Here is a 24,434-nt window from a genome sequence, read left to right as displayed (position 1 = left end):
GCCGTTTTAGGTTAGAACGGATGTTTATTGAGCCAATGGCCGCCGTCGAGCGAGATACATTCTCCGTTCAAATAGCGCATCTCGTCCGACGCCATCCAATAGGTGAGGTCGGCAATCTCTTCGGGTGTGCCGAACCGTCCGAGCGGCACGTTACGACGGATGCGCTCGACTTCTATGACGTGGACGGCGAGTTTGTCGGCACCACCGGTCCGCTCGATTGGGCCCGGGCTGATCGCGTTCACGCGTGCCCCGAACTGATACCCCCATTCGACGGCGAGCGTCCGCGTCAAATTGAGCACCCCGGCCTTGGCGGCGGCGCTCGGGGCGACACCGGCGCCCGCTTGCCAGGCGTAGGAGGCGACCATGTTGATGATGGAGCCGTCCCGCAGTTGCTCCCGTTCCCAATGTTTGCCGAGGACGTGGGTACAATTGAACGTCCCGTTCAAGACGATGTCGATGACGCTCGTCCAGCCGTTCGGCGTCAAGTCGAGCGTCGGACAGACGAAGTTGCCGGCTGCGTTATTGACGAGCGCATGCACCGGTCCGAACCGTTGGCTGATTTGATCGAGTGCTTGTGAACACGCCTCGTAGTCACGCACATCGTGTTGCACGGCCATCGCTGCTCCGGCCCCGATGGCCTCCAGTTCGCCCATCGCTTCTTGTAGCCGCTCTTCGTTGCGGCCGCTGATGGCGACGTTCCAACCCTCGGTTTTGAATTTTAGCGCCATCGCCTTGCCCATCCCCGATGAGCCACCTGTGATCCAAATCGTTTTCATACAAATCCCCCTTTGGAATGAATGGTCGTTCATTTAGGTATTCGCTCAGCGAAGGGGGGATTCCTGCAAAAAAAATGACGGCCGCCGTGGCCGTCATTTTAGCTGTTTGAAATAGGTTAATCCGAGTTCACGATCGATGCGATACATCGTCCCGGCGACTTTCTCGCCCCAATATGGGTCCGAGGCGTAAAAGACGTTGACGCCTTCTTGTTTATTGCCCGGAAACGGACCGCGGTCGTAATCTCCGGTCACGTACTTCTCGGCGAATAAACGAGCCGCCGCATCGATGCTCGCCTCGACGGATGGATAAGAGGCCGCATTTCCGCTCGGATCGTTGTCGGTCGCTTGGAAGCCGAACAAGTTATTTTTTTCACGGGCGATGGCAGACGTACCGAAACCGGACTCGTGTCCGGCTACAGCCATGAGGAACAAGGCGTTGATGCCGAATTCGGCCTCGGCGTCCTTGAAGGCGTCGCCTTTCCCAGCGAGCGGGCTATCGTCGAGTGATTCGAGGAATGCGTCGAGCTCGCGAGCCGAATACGGTGCCTTCGACGCGATTGAAGCGAATTGGTAGGGCGAATCGAACACGTCGCGTACGTCCTCCGTGTAATATCGGTCGGACGACTGTTGCGGCGCCGGTCCGACGAGAAACGTCCCGGCCAAATTGCCGTTCGCCTCGACGGTATGGAACACTTGTCCGTCCTGTATCTGATAGAAGCCGCGCCGCTCGACGACGGCGTCCGGATAAAGCGTCATGTCGGCCGGCTTCACGTAGACATCGGCCCCAGAGATATTTACCAACAAATGCTTGTCGCCCGTTTGCATGAGACGGAGACGTGTTCCACCGGCGACATAGGACTGCCGTTTCTTAAACTCGGCGTCCTGATATAGGTTTGTGATTCGGTCGGTCGGGGTGACCGCGATTCCAGTACCTGTGAAATCGATGACGTCTCCCGACGCATCGAGTAGGGCGCGATTGCCCCCGCGTTCCATGTAGGCGCGCGCCTCATCGAGCGACTCGAACGCCCGGGTCGAGACGTCCCCGTTGTCATAGGTCTGAACGGTATACGACCCGATCGGACGATCTTGGAGCCAAAGGAAACCGGATATGGCGAGAGCGAGCGTGAGAATCGTCGGGATCACGCCGCGTTTCTTTCTTTTCAATACGATCACTTCCAAACATATGGATTGCCAAACGGAAGAAACTAGTGAACAATTTTGTGAGAGAGGAGGAGCTATTATGAAAATCGGATCACGTACGCTCAAGACGGCGGCAGCCGCCGGGATTGCCATGCTCATCTCGGAGACGATTCATCTCGACTATTACGTCTTCGCGGCCATCATCGCCATCCTCAGTATTCAGGAGACGCGGAAAAAGTCGTTTCGGGCCTCCTATGAACGGGTCATGGCCAGCTTGATTGCCATCGGCATGGGTGCGTTGATGTTCACCTTGCTCGGCTATTCGCCAGCGACGCTCACACTTTATTTTGTCATGTTCATCCCGCTCGTACAACAGCTCAAACTGCAAGATGGCATGATCACAAGTGTCGTCATCCTGACCCATCTGTATACGGAAGGACAGTTCTCACTCGATTTGTTCGTGAACGAGTTGTTGTTGATCGCCATCGGGGTCGGGGTCGGGCTCGTCGTCAACATGTATATGCCGACGCTCGATAAAGAGATCGAACGCATCAAGGACAATATCGACCGGGCGCTCGCCGTACATTTTTATGATGTGGCCGCATGTGTCGAGACCGGCGTCTATAACGACCATTCGATGATGCTGTTGAAGACACGCGATTATTTGAAGCAAGGAAAAGATCTTGCGCTCCGCCGGATGGGGAATTCGATCGGGAAGCGGAACGAGGACATGGATTACTTGTACTTCCGAATGCGGGAGCGGCAATATGACATCTTGAAACGCATCGCTGAGAACTCACGGGAAATCACACTCGTCGTCAATGAAGCCAAACCGGTCGCGACGTTCCTTCGACTCGTCGGCGACAACGTCAACCAACAAGCCGACGCCTCGACGTTCTTGCGGGAGCTCGAGGAGACGATTGAGCATTATCGAAAAAACGTACCCCTCCCCACGTCACGTGAGGAATTTGAGGTACGTTCATCGTTGCTCAATATTTTGTCTGATGTGAAGAGCTACTTGATTTTGAAAGAGCGCTATATCCTATTGTTACAGGAACATGGCCATCCCCGACAAAAACGTGCTCAATAAAAAGATGGATACGATGACGACGACACCGATTTGAATGATGCGTTGTCGCTTTTTCTGTTTCTTACTCATGACGTTCCTCCAAATGTGTTTGTCCTCATTGTACAGAATGGAAAAGGTTCGTGCAAACGGCACGAGTTTGTTATAATAACCTAGAAATGTTTGGATGGAGGGATGTTTTCATGGTAAACGAGAAACGGGTGCTTGACACATTTTTACAGTTGGTCGGCATCGATTCGGAGACGAAAGAAGAGGCAGTCATCTGTGAGCATTTAAAGGCGGTCTTCACTGAGCTCGGATGTGACGTCTACGAGGACGACGCATCGACGAAAACGGCTCATTCAGGTAACAACCTCATCATCACGCTACCTGCTACGAAACAAGGCGTCGACCCGATTTATTTCACGGCGCATATGGATACGGTCACACCAGGTAAAGCGATCAAGACGAGTATTCAAGATGGCTACGTCGTGACGGATGGGACGACCATCCTCGGCGCTGATGATAAAACTGGTTTGACGGCGATGATTGAGCTGGTCCGTGTTTTGACGGAACAAGCGATTCCGCACGGTCAAATCCAATTCGTCATCACGGTCGGCGAAGAGTCAGGTCTCGTCGGGGCGAAAGTACTCGACTTGTCGAAAATTGATGCGAAGTTCGGTTTCGCGCTCGACTCGGACGGCCCGGTCGGCGATATCATCGTCGCTGCCCCGACACAAGCGAAAGTGAACGCTAGAATTTACGGTAAGACGGCGCATGCCGGTGTCGCGCCTGAGAAAGGGGTCTCGGCCATTCAAATCGCGGCGAAAGCGATCGCGAAGATGAAGCTTGGACGAATCGATGACGAGACGACAGCGAATATCGGACGGTTCGAAGGCGGACGTGCCACGAACATCGTCTGCGATTACGTCGAGGTGCTCGCCGAAGCGCGCTCGCTCATCCACGAGAAGATGGAAGCCCAAGCCGAGTCGATGAAACAAGCTTACGTCGAGGCGGCAGCGGCACATGGTGGCCGAGCCGAAGTCGACATCGACATCATGTACCCGGGCTTCAAGTTCGAAGAAGGCGACGAAGTCGTCGAAGTCGCGAAAGCGGCGGCAGCGGCCATCGGACGCCCGACACGAATCTTACATTCAGGTGGAGGGTCAGATGCGAACGTCATCGCTGGGGGCGGGATTCCGACCGTTAACCTCGCTGTCGGTTATGAAGAGATTCATACGACGAACGAGCGCATGCCGCTCGTCGAGCTATACAAGTTGGTTGAATATGTCGTTCAAATTGTCGAGCACGTCGCGACACCGAAAACGAAGTGAAAAAGAGCCGACGCGATGTCGGCTCTTCCTATGTGTTCGAGTGATTATGCGGCGAATTCCAATGATTCCAAGACGAGTTCGTCTGAACAGTGAAGTTCCATCGCTATGTCGTGAATGTGGATTGAGGTGCCTAGTTCTTGTTGGTGTTTGCGATTCATTGAAGTCGCCCGTTCCCGGATCAGTTCATAGATCGAGTCGGAATGTTCAACTTTATTCATCACGGATCACATCCTTTATCAACGATTGCCTACAGTATAGCATGGAATGCACTAGAAGAAAGGACAAAATTATTTATGAAGTTACAATTTTTAGGAACTGGCTCCGGCATGCCCTCGAAACAACGGAACGTTTCCGGTCTGGCGCTCACGCTTTCGAAACAGACGTGGCTCATCGATTGCGGTGAAGCGACCCAGCACCAAATGCTTCATACGAAAGTCAAACCGCGTAAAGTCTCGGCCGTCTGGGTGACCCACCTCCACGGTGACCACGTGTTCGGCCTGCCCGGTTTCTTGTCGACGCGTTCAGCGCTCGATGGGTCAAGCCCGCTCACGCTTTACGGACCGAAAGGCATCAAGAAGTGGCTCGAGTTGACGATGAAAGTGACTGGGTCGTATCTCGGTTATGACTTGTCGATCGTCGAATATGAGGACGGCGATACGTTCGAACAGGACGGTCATCTCGTCACGGTCAAACGATTGGACCATCGTTTTCCGTCGTACGGATTCCGGATCGAGGCACCCGAAAAGCCCGGTGCGCTTCTCGTCGATAAAGTGAAGGCGCTCGGGATTCCGAGCGGACCGATCTATCGGACGATCAAGCAAGAGGAGACGTTCGAGTTTGAAGGAGAAACCTATCTCTCTAAAGAATACGTCACTGACGCGGTCCGTGGACCAATCGTGGCGATTCTGGGGGATACGATTCCTTGTCCGAACGCGGTCGTCCTCGCCGAAGGCGTCGATGTGCTCGTCCACGAGGCGACGTTCATGGACGAAGAGGCAAAGCTCGCCCGTCAATATGGTCACTCGACGACGGTCGAGGCGGCGACGCTCGCGAAGACGGTTCAAGCCGGACGCTTGATTGTCACCCATATCTCGGCCCGCTATCAAGGTCGGGATGATGAATTTTTAGACGAAGTCCGAGCCGTCTTCAAAGACAGTTTTGTCGCCAGCGACTTCTTCGAGTTTACAGTGGGGGATTAACGTGACAGTACAACTATACGTATGGCTTGGATTTTTTGTCATCAGTACGTTGCTAGGTTTACGCTTGAATCAACTGAAAGAACCCGAACCGAACTTTTTCTTTAAATTTTTATTTTTCTCTTTGCTCGGAATCGTGTCGTTCCCGATTGGCGGGTTCCATATCCCCATCGGTTTTCTCATGTCATTCTTGTTTTTTCCGAAACGAAATAGCCGCTATAAATGGTACGGTGCGCTCGTCGGCTTCTTTTTCTTCATCGTCTTGTTGTTCGTCCCGTTGTTTGATCAATCTGAGTTCCGGGCCGAGTCGCAACAAATCGGGGCGGTGTCGATTCAAGACGAGACATTTGACCGGATGACGGACAATATCTTACGTCGCATCAATAGTGACTCGATTAAACTCGACCGAAGCAAGATGGTGTTCACCGAGGACGGGGAACTCCGCTCGCTCGAATATTTGCTCATGGTCGAGCGCTCGAACTCGTTTCAACAGATTCGAATCAACTATGACGAGTCCGGTGAGTTGTCGTATCGCCAAGTCGACGAACTGAACATGGACTCGGGAAGTGCGTTTTTCGAGAAGCTCGTCGACTTTGAACATATGCTCGATGCCGTACGCGACACGCCTTGGTCTGAATTTGCGGACCGAGTCGACGCGCCGCTTCTCCAGTTCTCGTTTGACGGCCTGTACGACATGTACACGTTCGAGAACGAGTCGATGCTCATGATCAATCGTGATCGCAGGCTCGTCAAGTTCTGGTTGCAACGAGAACCTGTGCTCGCCAACAGCATCCAATTGTCTGGGCTCAGTCAAGAAGGCCGGACGACTGGTGAAAAATATACGATTCTATACAATTATTCTATCCATCAACGAGAGGATTTGACCGACCAATGAAAAAACTGCTCCTGATGAGTTTACTCGTCCCACTTTTGACCGCATGCGGCGGGGAAGAAACGACGAACGGAGATGCGGCCTGTGACGTCGAACCGACGATTTCCGTTTATGATGCTGCGACCGAGGAGACGTTGTTCCATGAGAAGAGCGTCTGTTTAGAGGACGGGGCGACAGTGCTCGATGCCCTTGAAGCGACTGAACTCGACATCGAATCGGTCGGTAGCGGGGAGATGACGTACGTGACGGCGATCGACGGCATTCAAGAGAAGTCGGCCGGTCAATCGTCGGGCTGGGTCTACGCCTTTAATGGAAGCCCGGGCGACGAAGGCGCTGGGGCCAAAGAAGTCGAATCGACCGATATTATTCAATGGCGTTTCGAAGAAGATGCGATTTCTTTCTTCGAATAAGGCAGATTGGGAGCGCAGACATCCGGTCACGCTCCTTTTCTTCTTAGTGGCCCATCTGTTCATCCTGACTTATTTAAATGACTCGGTCTGGTTCCTTCTTGGACTTGTCGGCCTGTTGCTCCTCGAACGACGGTTTCCGCTGGCGATGCTCGGTGTTTTGGCCGCGTTCATGCTGATCTCGTTTGCACCGATTGTTTTTGGGTGGAACGTCTCTCTCATGGGCATCACGAATCAATTGATTCCATTAGCCACATTTTTGTTCGGTATGATCTGGGTGAACCGGTTCATGCGACTCGAACGATTGCTTCCGTTCTTGAACAGATGGCCGCGTTCGACCCGGTTGCTCTATGGGGGATGGGCCCTCGTCCCGTCGATGGAGCGGGCGGTGCGATTATCCATTGCGAGCCATCCGAGGCGCGAGTGGCAAGAGGCGATCGTGGTCGGTATCGACAGTCAACGCCTTGAACCGGTGTACGTGACGAATCGAATGCGACGTTTCGAACGGCATGACACCGTCCAATGCCTCGTCTTGCTCGGTTTCGTGGCGATCGCCTCGATGGGAGTGCCGGTCGTGTGGTTACTGTATCCATATTTGACGAAAGGAGGGTTGCGCGATGCGTTGGTTATCCTTGACAGACGGACATGATGAATTCGATGAGTGGGTGAGGGAAGAACGAGCGCGAGTCATCCGCCTTGATACCCCGCTTGCCGGGAAGGTTTCATCGCTCATTTCTGGGAGTGACGCCCTGCGAGGAGCCGAACTGGCTGCCATTCTTCAAATCGATCATCTATTTCATAAACGATTCGATGAGTGCTCAAGTGGAGAACGGCAACTCGTCCACATCGCTCACGCCCTCGCCGATTCAGCCGAGGCGCTCGTCTTGATTGAGCCGTTTCGACATTTAGATCGGTTTCGGGTCGAGCATTTAACGATGTTGCTCAGCAGGCTGACCGGGCTCGGCGTTCGGATTGCTTACACGGATAGGGCGCGCGAACATAGTCCGTCCGGCGCGTTTCACGTCAATCCGACCATGAATCAGCCTCAACTTGTCGTCACGGACGTGTCCTATCGCCACCCGTTACAGGCGTCCTATGCGGTCGAGCATGTGTCTTACGAAATGAAGGGGCCGGGTCTGACCGTCTGTATCGGTACGAATGGTAGCGGGAAGTCGACGTTGCTCGAATTGATTGCCAAAAGCGTGCGTCCGTTGTATGGGAAGGTCAAATGGACCGAGCGGCCGGTTTATTTACCGGCCGAGCAAGAGTTTGGTCCGTTCCCGCATGCGACGAATCGTCGTCTCGCTCAACTGCAAGCCATATTCGATTCTGAGGCATCTCTGTTCTTGTTGGACGAGCCAAGCGTGGGCTTGACCGAGCAAGAGCGCTCTCAGTTTGAACGGGCGTTAATCGAGAAAGCCGGGACGGCGCACATCATGTGTGCCACCCATGACGAGCAACTGATTCAGGCGGCAGACCGCATCATTTGCCTGTCGAACGGGATGCTCGTCTTTGATGGGGATCGCAGCGACTATATGAAACGGAGTGCGCTATGGTCACATATGTCCTCATCCTCTTGATTGCAGCGGGGGTCATGTCGAGGTTCGAACGGAGTGACGCCCCGATTGCCGTCTTGACGCAAATTCTCGCTCTCGCGGTCATCGGACGTTGGCTGTTCGTGGCCATCCCGAATGTCCAACCTTCGACAGCGCTGCTCATGCTGACGACCCTTTATTTTGGATTCACGAGTGGGGCCATGTTGGCATTGTTCGTTCCGATTTTATCAGGTCTGTTGCTCGGGGTCGGCCCGTTCGTTTTGTTTCAATTTTTAGGGTGGCTCCTTGTCGTCGTCGTCGTCTCGTTCTTGAAGCCATTGCTTCGTCGCTCCCGGTTGTTCCTTGCCGCCGTCGGTCTCGGGGCCGGCTTTTTATTCGGATGGACGGCCAACCTGTCCTTCGCCGAGGTAATCGGGATCGACTTCGTCAAATTGCTCGTGCTCAGTTTGCCGTTCGATATGGCCCATGGCATCGGGAATGCCGTCTTTCTCGTCTTATTGCACGATCTGTTCGTTCGCATATTTGTACGAGAAGACGGGTAACAAGTAGATATCACACCGAGTGAGGTGACGCGTGCATGAGCGGATACGTCAATCTAGTTGAAATCGGTTGGTTTCTTTTCATTGGACTGTTGTTTATGGGACTCAATTTATTGTTGATGTCTCGTCGTCTCATTCGAACGCGCTATGGGATGCTCAGTATTCTCGGCGCGAGTGTATGGCCTGCACTAATGATCGTCCTGTCTGTACAAGGGGGACGCGTCCTTGACGGACTGGCCGAGCGAGCGGTCACGCTCGAGAGCGTGTTGGCCTGGGCAGTCGTCGTGGCGACGGCTCTGATGGTGTGTATTCCGGGTGTTTCACTGATTCGGCGCATGGTGCAGTTGGCTCGACATTGAACAATCACTATACGTAAAAGGAGGAGGTCCCACAACGGGAACCTCCTCCTTTTTATTGATTATGATTGTCAGGTCGTCGGCACATCTTCCATTCCGGCATCTGACGGTTTTTGGAACCGGCGCAAGATCTCGAGGCTGACCGCCCTAGGCATGAGTTTGGCCGCGGCCACTAGCAACTGGTTCGAGACGCCGGGAACGACCACGCGTTTGTTATTCATGACGCCTTTATAGCCGAAGAAGGCGACGAGGTGGGACGGCATTTTCGACACCATCATTTCGCTGCCGGCACGATTGAAGAAACCGGTATCGGTCGGTCCCGGGCACAGGACGCTCACGTTCACACCTGTTCCTTTCACTTCGGCATGGAGCGCCTCGGTGAGTGACAACACGTACGCTTTCGTCGCATAATAGACCGCCATGTAAGGGCCAGGTTGGAAGGCGGCGACTGAGGCGACATTTAAGACATAACCATGATTTCGCTCGACCATGCCAGGTAAGTAGGCTTTCGTCAGTTCGGTCAAGGCGTTGACGTTCAAGCGGACCTCTTCGGCCTCGGTCTCGGCGTCGAGGTCGATGAACTCGCCGGCCGTCCCGAAACCGGCGTTGTTGATTAAAAAGTCGACCGTCAGTCCGGCGTCTTCAATCGCGTTTGTCAGTCGTTTTGCGGCCTGATGTTCAGACAAGTCGAGGGCGAATACGTGCACGTGGACACGGTACCGCTTCTCCAGTACTTTTTTCAATTCGTGCAAACGGGGCTCGTTGCGAGACACGAGGATACAGTCAAACCCGTCCCGGGCCGCTAAAACGGCAAGATCGAGGCCAATTCCGGTCGAGGCTCCAGTAATTAAGGCGGTTTTTGTCAAAATCGTCCACTCCTTCGATGTAAAAAGTCATACTTTGTTACTGATTTCTTCACGAGTTGTTAAATTCCTGCACGGCCACCACATCAAAACGTGTGCTAGAGTATAGCAAGAATATGTGATTAGACTCACAAAGTGAGGAGAAGAAAGCAAATGATGATTCAGCTAGTGACTACGGCACAAAGCGTCGAGCAAGCAGAGGCGCTAATCATGGCGGGCTCCGACCGCATCTATATCGGAGATTCAAAATACGGGTTACGCCACAAAGGTGACTGGTCACTTCCGGCTGTGCGAGAAGTCACAGCAGTAGCCCACCGATACGGCAAAGAAGTGACGGTCGCTGTCAATAACTTGATGCATAACGAGCAGATCGAGACGCTCCCTGAATATTTGCAGGAACTCAAAGCGATCGGAATCGACAGTGTGACGGCAGGCGATCCTGGCGCCATCCGTCTGATCCGTAATGCCAATATCCCCTATTGGTATGATGCTCAAACGCTCGTCACGTCGGCGAGACACATTCAGTTTTGGGGGAAGCGTGACGCCATCGGGGCGATCGCAGCCCGTGAAGTGACGTTGACCGAACTCGGGATGATCCAACAACAGATCGGTTTGCCGGTCGAAGTGCAAGTGTATGGCCCGACGTGCATCCATCATTCGAAACGTCCGCTCTTGACGAACTACTTCAACGAGATCGGCCGGTCGAACATATTGGCAGAAGCACGAGAGTATTATGTGAGCGAACCGTCGGATGCGGACAGTCGCTACCCCGTCTATCAAGACGACAACGGTACGCACGTCTTCTCTGAAGATTTGACACTCATGGGACAATTGCCCACGCTCTTGAAGGGCGGGTTGCACACGTGGAAACTCGAAGGCTGGCATGCGGGCGATGCGTTCGTCGACATCGTCCGTCTGTTCGATAAAGCCCGGTCGGATCTATTGAACGGGCGGTTCGACCGTCATGGCATGGAACGGCGTCTCGCCGAACTCCAACCTGAACAATTCCGGCTCGGGACCGGACTGTTGTTACGAAATCCAGAAGAGATCAAGTGAGGGAACCGAGATGAAAAAACGTCCAGAACTATTAGCACCAGCTGGGAACTTAGAAAAATTGAAGATGGCGATTTTGTACGGGGCCGATGCGGTCTTTATCGGGGGGCAACAGTTCGGGCTCCGTTCCCGGGCGGGTAACTTCGGTTATGAAGAGATGGCCGAAGGAGTCGCGTTCGCCCATGCGCGTGGCGCAAAAGTGTATGTCGCGGCCAACATGGTGACGCATGAAGGGGATATCGACGGTGCTGGCGAGTTCTTTTGCAAGCTTCGCGATATCGGCATCGATGCCGTCATCGTGTCCGATCCGGCCATGATCGAGGTGTGCCTCACGGATGCACCGGGACTTCCGGTCCACTTGTCGACGCAGGCGTCAGCAACAAATTACGAGACACTCCGTTTCTGGCAAGAGGAAGGATTGGAGCGAATCGTCCTCGCCCGCGAAGTTTCGATGGAGGAAATCAAAGAAATGAAACGGCAAGTCGATGTCGAAATCGAGACGTTCGTCCATGGGGCGATGTGCATCTCGTACTCGGGGCGTTGCACGTTATCAAATCATATGGCGCTCCGCGATGCGAACCGGGGTGGCTGTGCCCAATCTTGTCGTTGGAAATATGGTTTCTTCGAGGCGGACGAGCTGTTGACCGACGAGATGGCGGCACGCGACGAGGAACCGTTCTCGATGAGCTCGGTCGATTTGGCGATGGTACGCCACATCCCGGACTTGGTCGATGCTGGCGTCGACAGCTTGAAAATTGAGGGACGGATGAAATCGATTCACTATGTGGCAACCGTCTGTAACGTCTACCGTCAAGTCATCGACGCCTACTGCGCCGATCCTGAAGGGTTCGAGTTCGACCCGGCGTGGGAAGAAGAAATTTGGAAAGCGGCACAACGAGAACTCGCGACCGGATTCTATTACGGCGTCCCGACCGAGAACGAGCAACTGTTCGGCAAGCCGCGCGCCATCCCGCAATATGCATTTGCGGCACGCGTCATCTCCTATGATCCGACGACACAAATGGCAACACTCGAGCAGCGGAACCATTTCCGACGCGGAGAAGAAGTCGAGTTCTTCGGCCCCGGCTTCGTCCGTTTCTCCCAGCGAATCGATGAGCTGTACGATGAGTCGGGAGAAAGACTTGAGACGGCGAACCAGGCGATGATGACGGTGCGCGTCAAAGTCGAGCAGCCGGTCGTGACCGATTTCATTATGCGCAAACGAAAAGCCGGCGTCGTGAGCCCTCCAGTGCCGAGCCCGGTCTGACACATCCGGTAAGACAACATAGTCGACCGTTCCATCCAATCTTGCTACCCTATTAACATAGAAGAAAAAGGGGATGGAAGCATGAATCAAAATACGGAGCAGCTCCGGACCGACCCGATCGGACGCCTGCTATTCAAGCTGTCGCTACCTGCGATGATCGGCATGCTGGTGACGGCGCTCTACAATATCATCGATACGATCTTCGTCGCCCGCGGCATCGGGGCGACCGCCGTGGCCGCCATCGGGATCGCTTTCCCGATCCAGATGATTCTCATGGCCGTCTCGAGCGCGGTCGGGTTGGGCGGCGCCTCGATCAGTTCACGGAAACTAGGTAAAGGGGATGATGCCGGTGCCGCCGTCACGTTCTTGAACGTCCTCGTCCTCGTCGGGGTGTTTGCGGCCTTCGCAGTCAGTTCCGCCTTTTTCATGTTAGATGACATTTTGACAGTGTTCGGAGCGACGTCGGCCATCATGGAACTGAGCCGTCAATACTTATCTGTCGTGCTGATCAGCTCGCCGTTCTTCATGTTCACACTCGCGGCGAGCGCGATGGTACGGGCTGAAGGGCAAGCGCCCTATCAGATGAAAGTGATGCTCACGACCGTCGTCGTCAATTTGGTGACGACACCGCTATTCATCTTCACGTTCGACTGGGGCATTTACGGTGCGGCCTGGTCGACTGCGCTCGCCCAAGTCGTCGGATCGGTCCTCATGCTTCGGTTCTTCTTCGCGAAAAAAAATCGCCGGACCGAGCTCGACTTCCAATGGCGGAAGTTTCGACTACGGTTCGGCGAATTAAAAGAGATTATGGCGATTGGGTCGTCCTCATTCATCATGATGGTGTCGCAATCGATTCTATTCGTCGGCGTCAACGTCATGCTCGGAACGTATGGTGGCACCGAGGAGCTCGCCATCTTTGCGATCATCAATAAATTCATGGCGCTCGTCGGGATGCCGATCATGGGCATCGTTCAAGGCATGCAGCCGATCGTCGGGTACAATTTCGGGGCCAGACAATTCGACCGGATGCGCGAGACGATCTGGACGGCGTTGCGGGTCGGGATTGCCATCGCGGTCATCATCTGGCTGACGCTCCAGTTGATTCCGGAACAGCTCATGCGGATGTTCACGACCGACGCGAACTTGATTGCCGGCGGGGTGACGGCCATCCATGTGTTGTTCGCCGTCTCGTTTCTCCCGAGCGTGCAAATGCTCATCAACGGCATTTATCAATCGCTCGGAAAGGCCCGTGTCGCGATGTTCTTGTCACTGTCGCGCCAAACGCTCTATACGATTCCGCTCGTCTTCATCTTGCCGAACTTCTTCGGCGTGTTCGGGGTGTGGCTCGCGTTTCCAATCGCCGATGCCATGACCTTCTTGACGGCGGTCGGTATGGCGGTGTGGGACCGCAAGTTATTGTTCCGCCCGTCTGAGGAAGAAGTCGAAGCGAAAGCGACCAACTTATAAAGCGACGTCCGTTCTGGTGGAACGGGCGTCTTCTTTTAGGAACAAATAGATTCCGCCGAGCAGGACGGCCGCGCCGATCCATTGCATTACGCCGAGACGTTCGTCGAAGAAGACGAACCCGAACAGCATGCCCCACAGTGCCTCGCCAAGGATGGTGATGCTGACGACGGTGGCACTGACCCGGGCGAGCGCATAGTTGAACAAGTTATGCCCTAAAATCGTCGGGAAGAAGGCGAGGGCGAGGAAATACCACCAGTTGACCGATTCGAACGCGGTGAACGTCGTCCCCCGCACGAGGAGCATGAAGCAGAGGACGACCGTCGCGACGAGATAGACGCTGAACGAGTAAGTATTCGTGTTCATCTCGGTCCGGACGTATTGACCGACGAGCCAATAGCCGGCGATAAGAAGGGCGGCGATTAAGGCGAGCAGGTCCCCGAAGAGCGCTTCGCGTCCAAGTTGGATGTCACCCGCCGCGACAAGCATGCCCCCAAGGACGGCGATGAGTGCAAAGGCTAAACCTTTTCGGGTCGGATTCTTTTTAAAAATCAAGGCGTTCCCGATTAAAACGAAAATCGGACTCGACGTCACGAATAACGTTGAACTCGCGACGGTCGTATAATCGAGCGATAAAAACCAGAGCCAAAAGTGGAACGCCAACAACGTCCCGCTGAGCAACAAGGCATATCTCGTCATGAGACGCGTCCCGATGAGTGACTTGAAGTCGACAAACGGCAACAACATCAGACACGTGATCAGCATTCGGTAAAACGCGGCCGTCTCGGCCGGTGCGGACGTCCATTTGACGAATAATACGCTCGTCGACAAGAAAAATACAGCGGCGAATAAAATGAGATAAGACAATCGACATCCCCCTTTATGTTGTACATACTCTTCTAATGATATTATAGAATAGATAAGAAAATACATTCTTTCTCGAAAGTGTCGTTCCGACGAGATATTTCGGATGACTTTGAAAGTAGGGATCCTATGAGACTAATCATCGCGGAGAAACCGTCGCAGGCTCAAAAACTGGCTGCGCCGTATCCATCAAAAAAGAAAAAAGACGAGATTGAGATTGCTTCTTGCGCCCGTTTCCCGGAAGGTGCCATCGTCGTGTGGGCGGTCGGTCACTTATGCGAGCTTCAAGAACCGTCCCACTATAAACCGGAATGGAAGTCGTGGAAATATGAGTCGCTCCCGATTGTGCCGGACCGATTCGACTATCGCATCTCGAAAGGTAAATCGAAACCGTTCCAGACGATCAAAAAATGGCTGCACGATCGCTCCATCACCGATATCATCATCGCGTCCGATGCCGAGCGAGAAGGAGAAGCGATTGTCCGGCTCATTTTACGACTCGCTGGCAATAAAAAACCGTTGTCACGCCTTTGGATCTCAAGTTTGACCGAACAGGCGGTCGACCGTGGTTTCGCCGAACTGTTGCCCGGCGACCAGACCGTCCCTTATTATCATGAGGCGATGAGTCGTGCTTGTGCCGACTGGCTCGTCGGTATGAACGCCTCAAGGGCATATACGACGCTGTTGAAGACGATCGGTATCGAGGACGTGTTCTCGCTCGGTCGTGTCCAGACGCCGACGCTCGCTTTGATCGTCAATCGTGAACGTGAGATTAAACAGTTCGTCCCAGAGCCGTATTTCGAGGTCGAGGCGACACTTCAAAAAGGACGTGGCACGTTCAAAGCGAAATACACGCTCGGGAAGACGACGAAACTGAAGACACGCGAACAAGCCGATGCGGTCGTCAACCGGGCGACCGGGACAGCGATTGTCCGTTCGATTGACAAAGAGGACAAGACGGAATACCCGCCGTTTTGGTTCAGTTTATCGGGTTTGCAGGCCGAGGCCGGCAAGCGGTTCGGCTTTGGGGCGAAGAAGACGCTCGATATCGCTCAAAAGTTGTATACAAAAGGGTGGATCAGTTATCCACGAACCGACTCGAGCTTCGTCACACCGGACGAAGCGACACTGTTCCCGCAGACGAAAGCCCGGCTGTTGAAGTCCGCGGCCTATGCCGGACTTCAGGACGTGTTGACCGAGAATCCGTCGCGAAACAGTCGCTACGTCAATGCGAAAAAGGTCAGTGATCACTATGCGATCATCCCGACGGAGGCGTGTGGCGATGTGGCTCGGCTCAGCGGGGACGAGGCAAAACTATACGATTTGATTAACCGTCGCTTTCTTGCGGCGTTCGCCCCTCCGGCGAAGCTTGAGAAGACGACGGTCGACCTTATGGACGGGGACGACCTATACCGGGCGAAAGGGACGGTCGTCGTCAGCCCCGGGTACCGGCAAGTCGTCGAGATGAAATCCAAGGACGTGGAGCTCCCGGCACTTACGGTCGGTGAACCGTTGACCGAAAAAAAAGTCGAAGTATTACCGAAACAGACGGAGCCACCGAAACGGTATACGGAAGGGGCACTGATCATGGCGATGAAAGTGGCCGGCAAGCAACTCGATGATGAGGAACTGATTCACATCATGAAAGAAGTCGAAGGGCTCGGCACCGAGGCCACGCGGGCCAATATTATCGACGGATTGAAAAAACGGGGTTATGTCGACCTGCAAAAGAAAGAGCTCGTCCCGACCGACAAGGGCCGTCTCTTGATCGATGTGCTCGGCGACAGCATCCTCGCCTCGCCGGCCATGACAGCGAAGTGGGAGAAGCGGCTCCATGAGATTGGACAGGCATCGGCATCCGCCGCCGAGTTTATCGAACAGGCGAAAAAGATGTCGATTCATCTCGTCGACGAGGCGAAAGCGCGTGTCGAGTCGGCAAACCCGGAAGGCTACACGATCGAAGCAAGACGTTTCGGGAAAAAATCTGCGGCACGGCCAAAAGCGTCGTTCGGCGTCTGTCCGAGCTGCGGCAAAGGGCTCGTCGAGCATCCGAAGTTTATCGGCTGCAGCGGTTATCGCGAAGGGTGCAAGTTCACGATGTCGAAACAAGTGCTCGGCGTCGGGATTGCCAAGGATGAGCTGAAACAGATGATCAACGGCGGCCAGTCGAACGTGCATACGTTTAAAAAAGGGGACAAGACGTTCGACGCTGCGCTCTATCTTGAAAAAGGGGCGCTCCGATTCGAATTTAAATAAAAAATAAGAGCCATCCGTCGTGGATAGCTCTTATTTTTTCTGCTGCTCATCTTCGGTGATGCGGCGGTTAATCTCCTCGTAATCGAGCACGATGTCGTCTTTGTTGTCCTTGTAGGCGTATCCTTTTTGAATGACGACGATCGAGGCAATCAAGACGAGCAAGATAATCAAACCGCTCACTGCAAAAATCCATCCCATGGGCCATTCCTCGCTTTCGTACTTCTAGTATGCCAAAAACGAAAGAGATTCTCCATCTTTCGGGTACTTCGAACTGTCACAGCATTGAAATACCTAATGAGGCGATTAGATATGATACAATAATATGCAGAAGAACACTGACAGAGAAAGTAGGGATGACTATGGCGATTTTGATTGTGGACGACGAACCGGTCAATACGATGGTTCTCGAACAATTATTGCATCAACATGATTATGAGACGATTTCGGTCTCAAGTGGTGAAGATGCGCTCGCGCTCCTGATGGATCCGCAAGCCCCGTCGCTATACGACCTTGTCCTGCTTGATGTCGAGATGCCAGGGATTTCTGGGATTGAGACATGCAAACGGATTCGACAGATAACCGGTTACGAGGAATTGCCCGTGATCATGGTCTCGGGCCGCACCGAAGAAAAGCAGATTGCGGAAGGACTTGACGCTGAGGCGTCCGATTATACGACGAAACCGATTAAAATCACGGAACTGCTCGCTCGGATCCGTTCGGCACTTCGCTATAAAGCAGCCGTGGATGAACGGAAGAAATATGAGGCACGTCTTCAATATGACCTCGATCTCGCGCAAAAGATTCAACAGAGTGCCTTGACCCCACCGATCAGTAACGATGAGATTGACGTCCGGGCCTTGTATTTGCCGTCTAAAAAACTGGCCGGTGACATGTATGCCTGGTTCCAAGTCGCACCTGATCGCTACGGCGTCATCATCTTTGATGTGATGGGGCATGGCGTGTCGTCGGCGTTGATTACGATGGGCATTCGTTCGATTTTACCGGGCCTCGTCGGCAACGTCCAATATCCGGTCGATGTGATGAGCGAGTTGAACCGCCAGATGACGTTCTTGTTCTCGGGAGAGGACATGCAGAGCTACTTCACGGCCGTATACTGCTATATCGATACGACGAAGCGTCAAATCGAGTACGTCAACGCCGGACATCCGCCAATCATCGTGACGTCTGATACAGGCGTCACGCGCCTCGAGACGACCGGAGTGCCGGTCGGTATGTTCGAGGAGCCGAACTATGAGTCAAACGTGATTGACATCGAGCCGGGTATGACGATGCATATGTATACGGATGGGCTGATGGAATGTTACAGCAAAGACATCGATGACGGCATCCGTTGGCTCGAGAAGGACATCGCGTCCTACGGGCTCGACTACGCACGCCATGTCGCCGAACAGCTCGTCCCTAAAATCGAGATCGACGATGACCTTTGTCTCGTCACGGTCAAATTGATGTAAATAAGAGGGTGTCACCGTAGCCGGCGACACCCTCCTTTTCTTTAGAAATAACGCTTACGCCACAAAATATAAAAGGCGAGGCTTGAGAAGCCGACCATCATCGCGAGCGCGAACACGAAACCGATCGATTGGCCTTCCCATGGGACTTGAACGTTCATCCCGAATATCCCAGAGATCATCGTCGGGATGCTCAGCACGATTGTGATCGAGGCCAAGAACTTCATGACGAAGTTGACGTTGTTCGAGATGATCGAACCGAAGGCGTCCATTTTAATGCTGATGATGTCGTTATAGATCGACGCCATCTCCATCGCCTGGCGGTGCTCGACGAACACGTCTTCGAGCAATTCCTCGTCTTCCTCGTGCTTCTCGAGGCTCGGTGTCTTGACGATGCGGTCGAGGACGCTGTCGTTCGCTTTAAGTGAGGTCATGAAATAGACGAGCGACTTCTGTAAGTTCATCAATTGAAAGATTTCCTGATTTCGCATCGAACGTTGCAACTCTTGCTCGAGCTCGTCCATGCGCCGGTCGATTTGGCGAAGGAAACGCAAGTACGTCATGCTGACTCGGTGCAAAATCTGGAAGACGAACCGGCTCCGATAGTTCGTTCGGAACAGCCGGGCTTTTCCGTTGGCGAACAGGTTGAGCACGTCGAGGTCTCGTGAGCAGACGGTGATGAAATGTCGGCCGGTGACGATGATACCGAGGGGAATCGTGTTGTAGGCGCGTCCCGTATCATCCTCTTCCACGTACGGGACGTCGATGATCATGAGGAGCCCCTCATCATCTTTTTCAAATCGTGGTTTTTCTTCAATATCAAGCGGGTCGTAGACGAAGTCTTCAGGAATGCCGGAGGCGGCGATGACTTGATCAGCCTCGTCTTTCGTCGGATTGACGAGTTGGATCCAGCTTCCTTTATCAAAGTCGTCGATTTCGTCGACACGCCCAGATGCGTCGGTACGGTAAATCGTTAGCATAATGTTCCTCCTACCTTAGCTCAACCTAATTATAGGTAGGGGATTGAGAGAGTGCAATCGGAAAAGGAGGAGTTTTTTTGTTTTTTCTCGAAAACATGCTACAGTGGGAAAGAATGGTAGTAGGATTGAGTCAAAGGAGGGATGGAGTTGTCACAAACGCCCCATAATGCTCTGTTTAACGAAGAAAAGTTGGCGGAGCTCCATCAAATCGCCAGCGGAAATAAAGAATTTTTGAAAAAGATTGCCGATACGTACGTGCGTCAATTCGAGGCGAAGTTCCCTGAATTGAAGCAGATGGTGCGTGAACAAAATCACGAACAAATCGAACAACTTGCTCACTTGTTGAAAGGGGCCTCTTATTCTGTCGGGCTCGATGAGACGGCCGCTCGATTCCATCAGCTCGAAATGGCTGGGGAGACGAACGAGACGTCGAACCTCGAACCGATTCTCGATGAGATTGAAGCCGATATGCATCGCTTCGATCAAGAATGGGACACCCACTTGAACGAGTTGCCATAGGAAAAACGGGATTCCGCCGCGAGGCGAAATCCCGTTTTTCAAATCAGGCTAAAAATTCGTCGAGTGTGGCGATCAACATGCCGATCTCTGGTTTTGTAATCTGGGCGTTCGCCCCGACCGCGTCGCCTTTATGCTTCAAATCATCCGAGATGAGTGAAGAGAAGATGACGATTGGCAGGTCGGCAAATTGGTCCATCTCACGGAGTCGTTTCGTCAAATGCAAGCCGTCCATTTGCGGCATCTCGATGTCGGTGATGAGCAGGTCGCAATGAACGTCGCTCTGTTCGAACGCATCGAGCGCTTCCTTTCCGTTGTTGAAGATCGTCGTGTTGAAGTAGCCGGCATCGTCGAGCGTGTCGATGATGAGCGTCCGTAACATCTCTGAATCTTCCGCGATCCACACTTGTTTGTTCGACCGTTCCCGGGCACCGAGCCGTTTGACCGATTCGCGGGCCATGATATCCTTTCGTGACAATTCGAGCGCAATCCGCTCGTAATCGAGAAGGATAATCATCTGGTCTCCCGTTTTGACGACCCCGTTCGTGATGCCTTGCATGCCGCGCGCGAGATCGGACGGCGTGTCAATCTGTTCCCATGAGATTCGTTTAATTTCGGTCACTTGATCGACGCGGAGCACCGACTTTTCTCCGTTGAACTCACAGACGATCAAGCGGTCGTTCTCTCCAACGTCACGCGGGTGACCGATGACCATTGGTAAATCGATGACGGTCATGACCTCGCCGCGAAGCTCGATGAGCCCCATGATCGCTTCCGGGGTACCCGGTAGCGGGGTGAGGGGAAGCATCGTGATGATTTCACGTACTTTCATGACGTTGATCCCGAAAATGAACGGGCCAGATTGGAAAATGACGATTTCTAATTCGTTCGTGCCTGCCTCAAGTAAAATATTATGATCCATGCTCACTGGTGGTCCCTCCTAGTTCACGTACTCTCTTCCTTTCTATCGGTCGATTTGATGAACATCTACAGTTGAAAGTGTCAAAGTCGAGGCGGAATTGACAAAAAATTTACGAGTAACCGTTTACATTACATAAACTGAATCTTTATAGTTGTTCTACCGATTTGATTTTGCATACAATGGGGGTGGCAACGAGATATCAAAGCTTACTCAGGAGGCAGATAGAGATTATGAGTATGAACACGTATCCATATTTAATTAATGGACAATGGCAGGAATCAACAACGAACGAAACAATCGAACTCGTTTCACCTTATACAGAAGAAGTCGTCGGACATGTCCAGGCGATGTCTCGTGATGAAGTCGATGAGGCAATTCACGGCGCGAAAAGCGCACAACAGGAATGGGCGGCGCTTCCGGTCAACAAGCGTGCCGAACTGTTGTACGCTTGGGCGGACAAACTCGAAGAGCGCGTAGATGAGATCGGTCAAATCATCATGCGCGAAGTCGGGAAAAACTTGAGCGATGCGAAGAAAGAAGTCGTCCGGACAGCAGAAATCATTCGCTATACGGCGGAAGAAGGACTTCGCTTCACAGGCGGATTCATGCAAGGCGACTCATTCCCGGGCGGTTCGAAGAACAAGATGGCGATCATCAAGAAAGAAGCACTCGGTGTCGTCCTCGCGATCTCGCCGTTCAACTATCCGGTCAACTTGGCAGCAGCCAAAATCGCACCGGCTCTTATCACTGGTAACGCGGTCGTGTTTAAACCAGCGACACAAGGCGCCATCAGCGGCGTGAAAATGGTCGAGGCGCTTCAAGATGCAGGTCTTCCGAGCGGTCTATTGAACCTCGTCACAGGACGCGGGTCGGTCATCGGTGACTACTTGACGTCACACCCTGGCATCGACATGATCACGTTCACAGGTGGTACCGGGACAGGTCAACACTTGTCGCAACAGGCATCGATGGTACCTGTCGTGCTCGAACTCGGCGGGAAAGATCCGGCCCTTGTCCTCGAAGATGCGGACCTCACCCTGGCTGCCGATCAAATCATCAGCGGGGCGTTCTCGTATTCAGGACAACGCTGTACGGCGATCAAGCGCGTATTCGTGCTCGAGCATCAAGCAGACGAACTCGTCGGTATGTTGAAAGAACGTGTCGAGAAGCTCACGGTCGGCTCACCGGTCGATAACAACTTTATCGTCCCACTCATCGACAAGAAGTCGGCAGATTACGTCCAAGGTTTGATTGACGACGCCGTCAACAAACAAGCGACGGTCGTCCACGGAAACGAACGCGACGGCAACCTCCTTCATCCGACGCTCCTCGACCACGTCACGCGTGAGATGCGCGTCGCTTGGGAAGAGCCGTTCGGACCGGTGTTGCCGGTCATCCGCGTCAAGTCGCTCGACGAGATGATTGAACTCACGAACGAGTCTGAGTTCGGTCTTCAAGCGAGCGTGTTCACACAAAACGTGAACAACGCCTTCACGGTCGCCGACAAGCTCGAAGTCGGTACAGTCCAAGTGAACGGTCGCACAGAACGCGGCCCTGACCACTTCCCGTTCATCGGCGTGAAGCAATCAGGCCTCGGGGTCCAAGGGATTGGACGCAGCCTCGAGACGATGACACGCGATAAAGTTACCGTCATCAACTTATAAGTGATTGGAGAGGAGAAATCCTCTCCTTTTTTTGTGTGATTGAAATCCATTCTGATCGACAGGTATAATGAGTGAAGATAGGTGGAAGGGGTTGTGGGGACGTGGCGAACTGGATTTCAAGCCAACTGGCAAGACTCGATATACCGACGCCGTTCGAGGTCGGCAACGTGAACGTCTATGTCGTCGAACATATGAACCGTTTCTTCATGGTCGATTGTGGACCAGACACGGAAGAGGCGTGGACTTCATTGACGACACAATTGGCCGAGCTCGAACTGAATCTCGCGGATATTGATTTTTTATTTTTGACGCACCATCATGCCGACCATGCAGGGCAGGCCTGGCGTTTACGTGACGCCTCGATTCCTGTATATGGACACGAGAAGCTCGTTCGCTATTTGGAACAGACACCGAACTTCATCAAACGGGGCAACCAGTTCTTACACGACTTGGCGCACTGGTTTGGTACACCCGAGTCGATTGTGAACAAACTGCCTGATTATCGGGAAGCGCTTCGTTGGATCGGTCCGACGACCGTCACGATGACGTTCGAGGACGGTCAGGATGTGACGAGTGACGGGGCATGGAAGACGATCCATCTGCCTGGTCATGCGAGTGACCAGCTCGGTCTGCTTGGTCCAGGCGGTGTCTTGATCGCGGGTGATCATTTGATCGATACGGTTGAACCGAACCCGCTCATTGAACAACCGTACGAGGAGGAAGGGTTTGCCTCACCGGTCGTCCTGTATCTCGATTCGCTCCGAAAGCTTCAAGATGTCGATTTAAAGCTCGTCGTGAGCGGGCACGGGGAACCGATTCAAAAACCGCGACCGTTGATCGAGGCGCGCATCGCCCAGCGTTATGAACGGAGTGAGTTGCTGCTCGCCGATTGGGTCGACGGGTTGAGCGTGTTCGATTGGTCGATGCGCCTCTATGGCCGCAAGATGCGTCGGGCGATGCCGCTCGTCTTCAGTGAGGTGTTCGCGCGCTTGACGTTGCTCGAGGAACGTGGCCGCGTCGTCAAACGGTTGACGGACGGAAAATGGATCTATATGAGAGCGGAGGAATTTGTGGAATGAGACATATTGTGATCACGGGTGCGTCGAGCGGCTTTGGGGCCGCGCTGGCGCATTCTTTTTATGAGGCGGGTGCCCGCTTGACATTGATTGCACGAAGTGAGGACCGATTGCGTGAACTCGGCACGAAACTATCGGCCGATTGGCTCGTCGCCGACGTCTGTACCGAATACGAGACGCTCGTGGCAAACGTAGAACGAACATACGGGCCAATCGACATCTGGGTGAACAATGCCGGTATCGGTGAGTTCGACCGGGTCGTCGATCAATCGACCGACGTCATCGAGGAGACGATGCGCTTGAACGCGATCGCCCCGATGATGCTCGCACGTGACTGTGCCCGGTCGATGCGCCGCGGCAGCACGATCATCAACGTCTGCTCGCAAGCGGCGAAAGTACCGACGCCGAAGTCGGCCGTCTATGCCGGTTCAAAGGCGGCGTTACTTCAGTTCTCAAACGCGCTTCGGTTGGAACTGAAGCCGGAAGGGATTCATGTGTTGACGGTCAATCCGGGTCCGATCGCTACACCGTTCTTTCTCCGGGCCGACAAGAGTGGACGTTACGAGGCGAGCGTGAAATCGATTATGCTCGACCCCGATCGTCTCGCAAAACGCGTCGTCGCTGCATGTGAGGCGACAAAACGTGAAGTGAACGCCCCATGGTGGATGAATCTTGGCGCAAAACTGTACGCAATGTGCCCGGTCATGTTCGAGCGGCTCGCAAAACGGGGATTTGACAGAAAGTAAATGGGTCAACACAGAGAAAAAAGGGGGAGACA

At 53.6% G+C, this 24,434-nt stretch carries 26 protein-coding genes; 18 read left to right on the top strand and 8 right to left on the bottom strand.

Annotated elements, in window-relative coordinates; genetic code table 11:
* Positions 1–11 precede the first annotated feature (11 nt).
* Both fadH and KNP64_RS04765 read right to left on the bottom strand, forming a co-directional pair.
* Positions 12–776, bottom strand: a complete 765-nt coding sequence (gene fadH / locus KNP64_RS04770; protein WP_371815273.1) for a 2,4-dienoyl-CoA reductase — start codon at positions 774–776, stop codon at positions 12–14.
* A 93-nt stretch (positions 777–869) separates the two neighbouring features.
* Positions 870–1,949, bottom strand: coding sequence for an N-acetylglucosaminidase (locus tag KNP64_RS04765; RefSeq protein WP_371815283.1), 1,080 nt, complete (start codon positions 1,947–1,949; stop codon positions 870–872).
* A gap of 67 nt (positions 1,950–2,016) precedes the next feature.
* On the opposite strand from KNP64_RS04765, the gene KNP64_RS04760 reads away from it, so the two are divergent.
* Together KNP64_RS04760 and KNP64_RS04755 are read left to right on the top strand one after the other, a co-directional pair.
* Positions 2,017–3,006, top strand: coding sequence for an aromatic acid exporter family protein (locus tag KNP64_RS04760; protein WP_034777929.1), 990 nt, complete (start codon positions 2,017–2,019; stop codon positions 3,004–3,006).
* 179 nt (positions 3,007–3,185) lie between these two features.
* Positions 3,186–4,316 (top strand): M20/M25/M40 family metallo-hydrolase, encoded by a 1,131-nt coding sequence (locus KNP64_RS04755; protein ID WP_214753147.1) that lies wholly within the window; start codon positions 3,186–3,188, stop codon positions 4,314–4,316.
* Positions 4,317–4,360: 44 nt separating this feature from the next.
* Here the strand turns inward: KNP64_RS04755 and KNP64_RS04750 are convergent, their stop codons facing one another.
* Positions 4,361–4,534, bottom strand: coding sequence for a hypothetical protein (locus KNP64_RS04750; protein WP_167491781.1), 174 nt, complete (start codon positions 4,532–4,534; stop codon positions 4,361–4,363).
* Between the two features lie 75 nt (positions 4,535–4,609).
* On the opposite strand from KNP64_RS04750, the gene rnz reads away from it, so the two are divergent.
* The 7 genes from rnz to KNP64_RS04715 are packed head-to-tail and all read left to right on the top strand — an operon-like array spanning position 4,610 to position 9,265.
* Positions 4,610–5,515, top strand: coding sequence for a ribonuclease Z (gene rnz, locus KNP64_RS04745; RefSeq protein WP_138859294.1), 906 nt, complete (start codon positions 4,610–4,612; stop codon positions 5,513–5,515).
* A 1-nt stretch (position 5,516) separates the two neighbouring features.
* Entirely contained in the window at positions 5,517–6,407 is an 891-nt protein-coding gene (locus KNP64_RS04740; RefSeq protein ID WP_138859295.1) for a hypothetical protein, read from the top strand.
* Positions 6,404–6,814, top strand: a complete 411-nt coding sequence (locus tag KNP64_RS04735) for a DUF4430 domain-containing protein (RefSeq protein WP_138859296.1) — start codon at positions 6,404–6,406, stop codon at positions 6,812–6,814. The genes KNP64_RS04740 and KNP64_RS04735 overlap by 4 nt, the downstream gene beginning before the upstream one ends.
* On the top strand, positions 6,792–7,460 hold the full coding sequence (locus tag KNP64_RS04730; protein WP_138859297.1) for a hypothetical protein: 669 nt from the start codon (positions 6,792–6,794) through the stop codon (positions 7,458–7,460). Before KNP64_RS04735 ends, KNP64_RS04730 begins: the two co-directional genes overlap by 23 nt.
* On the top strand, positions 7,429–8,391 hold the full coding sequence (locus tag KNP64_RS04725; RefSeq protein WP_214791917.1) for an ATP-binding cassette domain-containing protein: 963 nt from the start codon (positions 7,429–7,431) through the stop codon (positions 8,389–8,391). The genes KNP64_RS04730 and KNP64_RS04725 overlap by 32 nt, the downstream gene beginning before the upstream one ends.
* Entirely contained in the window at positions 8,364–8,909 is a 546-nt protein-coding gene (locus KNP64_RS04720) for a hypothetical protein (protein ID WP_214791919.1), read from the top strand. Before KNP64_RS04725 ends, KNP64_RS04720 begins: the two co-directional genes overlap by 28 nt.
* Before the next feature lie 35 nt (positions 8,910–8,944).
* Positions 8,945–9,265, top strand: a complete 321-nt coding sequence (locus tag KNP64_RS04715; protein WP_034777912.1) for a hypothetical protein — start codon at positions 8,945–8,947, stop codon at positions 9,263–9,265.
* Positions 9,266–9,333: 68 nt separating this feature from the next.
* On the opposite strand, the gene KNP64_RS04710 is transcribed toward KNP64_RS04715, so the two are convergent.
* Complete coding sequence (locus KNP64_RS04710) at positions 9,334–10,128, bottom strand: SDR family NAD(P)-dependent oxidoreductase (protein ID WP_240731320.1); 795 nt, start codon at positions 10,126–10,128, stop codon at positions 9,334–9,336.
* 150 nt (positions 10,129–10,278) lie between these two features.
* Here KNP64_RS04710 and KNP64_RS04705 point away from each other — a divergent pair, with 150 nt between their 5' ends.
* The 3 genes from KNP64_RS04705 (at position 10,279) to KNP64_RS04695 (ending at position 13,912) form a co-directional block, all read left to right on the top strand.
* Complete coding sequence (locus KNP64_RS04705) at positions 10,279–11,181, top strand: peptidase U32 family protein (RefSeq protein WP_214791922.1); 903 nt, start codon at positions 10,279–10,281, stop codon at positions 11,179–11,181.
* 10 nt (positions 11,182–11,191) lie between these two features.
* Positions 11,192–12,445, top strand: coding sequence for a peptidase U32 family protein (locus tag KNP64_RS04700; protein WP_034777908.1), 1,254 nt, complete (start codon positions 11,192–11,194; stop codon positions 12,443–12,445).
* Positions 12,446–12,526: 81 nt separating this feature from the next.
* Positions 12,527–13,912, top strand: a complete 1,386-nt coding sequence (locus KNP64_RS04695) for an MATE family efflux transporter (protein WP_034777906.1) — start codon at positions 12,527–12,529, stop codon at positions 13,910–13,912.
* Here KNP64_RS04695 and KNP64_RS04690 read toward each other — a convergent pair.
* A complete protein-coding gene (locus KNP64_RS04690) occupies positions 13,907–14,776 on the bottom strand; it encodes a DMT family transporter (protein ID WP_214791924.1) in 870 nt (289 codons plus the stop codon). The genes KNP64_RS04695 and KNP64_RS04690 overlap by 6 nt on opposite strands.
* A gap of 126 nt (positions 14,777–14,902) precedes the next feature.
* Here KNP64_RS04690 and KNP64_RS04685 point away from each other — a divergent pair, with 126 nt between their 5' ends.
* Positions 14,903–17,029: a DNA topoisomerase III gene (locus KNP64_RS04685; RefSeq protein WP_214791926.1), complete on the top strand. Its 2,127-nt coding sequence runs from the start codon at positions 14,903–14,905 to the stop codon at positions 17,027–17,029.
* Between the two features lie 30 nt (positions 17,030–17,059).
* Here the strand turns inward: KNP64_RS04685 and ytzI are convergent, their stop codons facing one another.
* Entirely contained in the window at positions 17,060–17,227 is a 168-nt protein-coding gene (gene ytzI / locus KNP64_RS04680) for a YtzI protein (RefSeq protein ID WP_131436521.1), read from the bottom strand.
* A 161-nt stretch (positions 17,228–17,388) separates the two neighbouring features.
* Here ytzI and KNP64_RS04675 point away from each other — a divergent pair, with 161 nt between their 5' ends.
* Positions 17,389–18,501 carry a PP2C family protein-serine/threonine phosphatase gene (locus tag KNP64_RS04675; protein WP_214791928.1) on the top strand — a complete coding sequence of 371 codons (1,113 nt, stop codon included), beginning with the start codon at positions 17,389–17,391 and terminating at the stop codon, positions 18,499–18,501.
* 41 nt (positions 18,502–18,542) lie between these two features.
* On the opposite strand, the gene KNP64_RS04670 is transcribed toward KNP64_RS04675, so the two are convergent.
* The gene (locus tag KNP64_RS04670) at positions 18,543–19,478 is read right to left on the bottom strand and encodes a magnesium transporter CorA family protein (RefSeq protein WP_034777898.1); all 936 of its coding nucleotides are present in this window, start codon (positions 19,476–19,478) and stop codon (positions 18,543–18,545) included.
* Between the two features lie 141 nt (positions 19,479–19,619).
* On the opposite strand from KNP64_RS04670, the gene KNP64_RS04665 reads away from it, so the two are divergent.
* Entirely contained in the window at positions 19,620–19,997 is a 378-nt protein-coding gene (locus KNP64_RS04665) for an Hpt domain-containing protein (protein WP_138859307.1), read from the top strand.
* Between the two features lie 43 nt (positions 19,998–20,040).
* Here the strand turns inward: KNP64_RS04665 and KNP64_RS04660 are convergent, their stop codons facing one another.
* On the bottom strand, positions 20,041–20,916 hold the full coding sequence (locus tag KNP64_RS04660; protein ID WP_034777893.1) for a chemotaxis protein CheV: 876 nt from the start codon (positions 20,914–20,916) through the stop codon (positions 20,041–20,043).
* Between the two features lie 227 nt (positions 20,917–21,143).
* Here KNP64_RS04660 and KNP64_RS04655 point away from each other — a divergent pair, with 227 nt between their 5' ends.
* The 3 genes from KNP64_RS04655 to KNP64_RS04645 all read left to right on the top strand — a co-directional run bounded on the left by KNP64_RS04655 (position 21,144) and on the right by KNP64_RS04645 (position 24,402).
* Positions 21,144–22,580, top strand: a complete 1,437-nt coding sequence (locus tag KNP64_RS04655) for an NADP-dependent glyceraldehyde-3-phosphate dehydrogenase (protein ID WP_214792100.1) — start codon at positions 21,144–21,146, stop codon at positions 22,578–22,580.
* Positions 22,581–22,681: 101 nt separating this feature from the next.
* Positions 22,682–23,659: an MBL fold metallo-hydrolase gene (locus tag KNP64_RS04650; protein WP_214791931.1), complete on the top strand. Its 978-nt coding sequence runs from the start codon at positions 22,682–22,684 to the stop codon at positions 23,657–23,659.
* On the top strand, positions 23,656–24,402 hold the full coding sequence (locus tag KNP64_RS04645; protein ID WP_214791933.1) for an SDR family NAD(P)-dependent oxidoreductase: 747 nt from the start codon (positions 23,656–23,658) through the stop codon (positions 24,400–24,402). Before KNP64_RS04650 ends, KNP64_RS04645 begins: the two co-directional genes overlap by 4 nt.
* Positions 24,403–24,434: the final 32 nt, after the last annotated feature.

This window comes from Exiguobacterium sp. s64 (assembly GCF_018618035.1).
Classification (GTDB): Bacteria; Bacillota; Bacilli; order Exiguobacteriales; family Exiguobacteriaceae; genus Exiguobacterium; species Exiguobacterium mexicanum_A.
The sequence above is the reverse complement of the archived record's forward strand: the minus strand, read 5'-3'. Positions and strand labels throughout refer to the sequence as shown.